Source organism: Aeromonas sp. QDB25 (genome assembly GCF_027707725.1).
Classification (GTDB): Bacteria; Pseudomonadota; Gammaproteobacteria; order Enterobacterales; family Aeromonadaceae; genus Aeromonas; species Aeromonas caviae.
The window spans coordinates 1-660 of record NZ_JAPCIZ010000240.1; the positions used below are offsets into that span (position 1 = coordinate 1).

The 660-nt window shown below is 58.8% G+C and carries 2 protein-coding genes; both read left to right on the forward strand.

Features of this window, described 5'->3' with window-relative positions:
- Window positions 1-202 precede the first annotated feature (202 nt).
- Window positions 203-379, forward strand: a complete 177-nt coding sequence (locus tag PG883_RS23700; protein WP_167576894.1) for a hypothetical protein — start codon at window positions 203-205, stop codon at window positions 377-379.
- 193 nt (window positions 380-572) lie between these two features.
- The coding region (locus PG883_RS24015) for a CopG family ribbon-helix-helix protein (RefSeq protein ID WP_442866371.1) at window positions 573-660 on the forward strand (88 nt) is incomplete at its 3' end.

Genomic DNA, 660 nt, shown 5'->3' on the forward strand with positions numbered 1-660 from the left:
CGCGGCCTCCAGAGGGGTATTACTTTTTTGGCGCTTCACATAGCCAGTCACAATAAATCAATCACTTAGCAGTCTGAATGTCGCATTTGGACGGAAAATCCCTAGAACCCCCGAGTGGCGGCAGCGGCTCCTCGATGCAGGCCTTCAGTTGGATTGAAGGGAGGTGGTGCCGATGTGGTTGAGCGATAGATTTCCGGGGTTGATGTTGTGGCACACAGTGGCGGCGCTGGCCGCCGTGTTCGCGGCGAAAGCCCTGCTGTACTGGGCGGCTGACTGGCTGGCGCTGGGGCCACTTTACAGCGCCTTGGCGGGGCCTTCCTGGAACGTGGCGGCATGGATTGCGGCGCTGGCTCTGTTGCTGCGCTGGATGAAGGTCTAGCCCGCTCTGCCGCGCTGCGCTTGGCGGCCCCCGAGCCAGTGGCGATAGACTGCGCTAGTCGCCCCAGTTCGGGGGCGACATTGCAGTACTGCAATCGGGTTGTGACGGCGCTTAGATTGCGTGGTAAATTTAGGTATCGCTAGGTAATACCTTTGGCTAACAGTGAGGTCTTATGTCCGCAGCTACCAAACCCATGTCTATCAAACTTGATAGCGATACCCAAAGCCGGATCAAGCAGCTAGCTGCTGCCCGCGACCGTTCAGCGCACTGGATGATGCGCG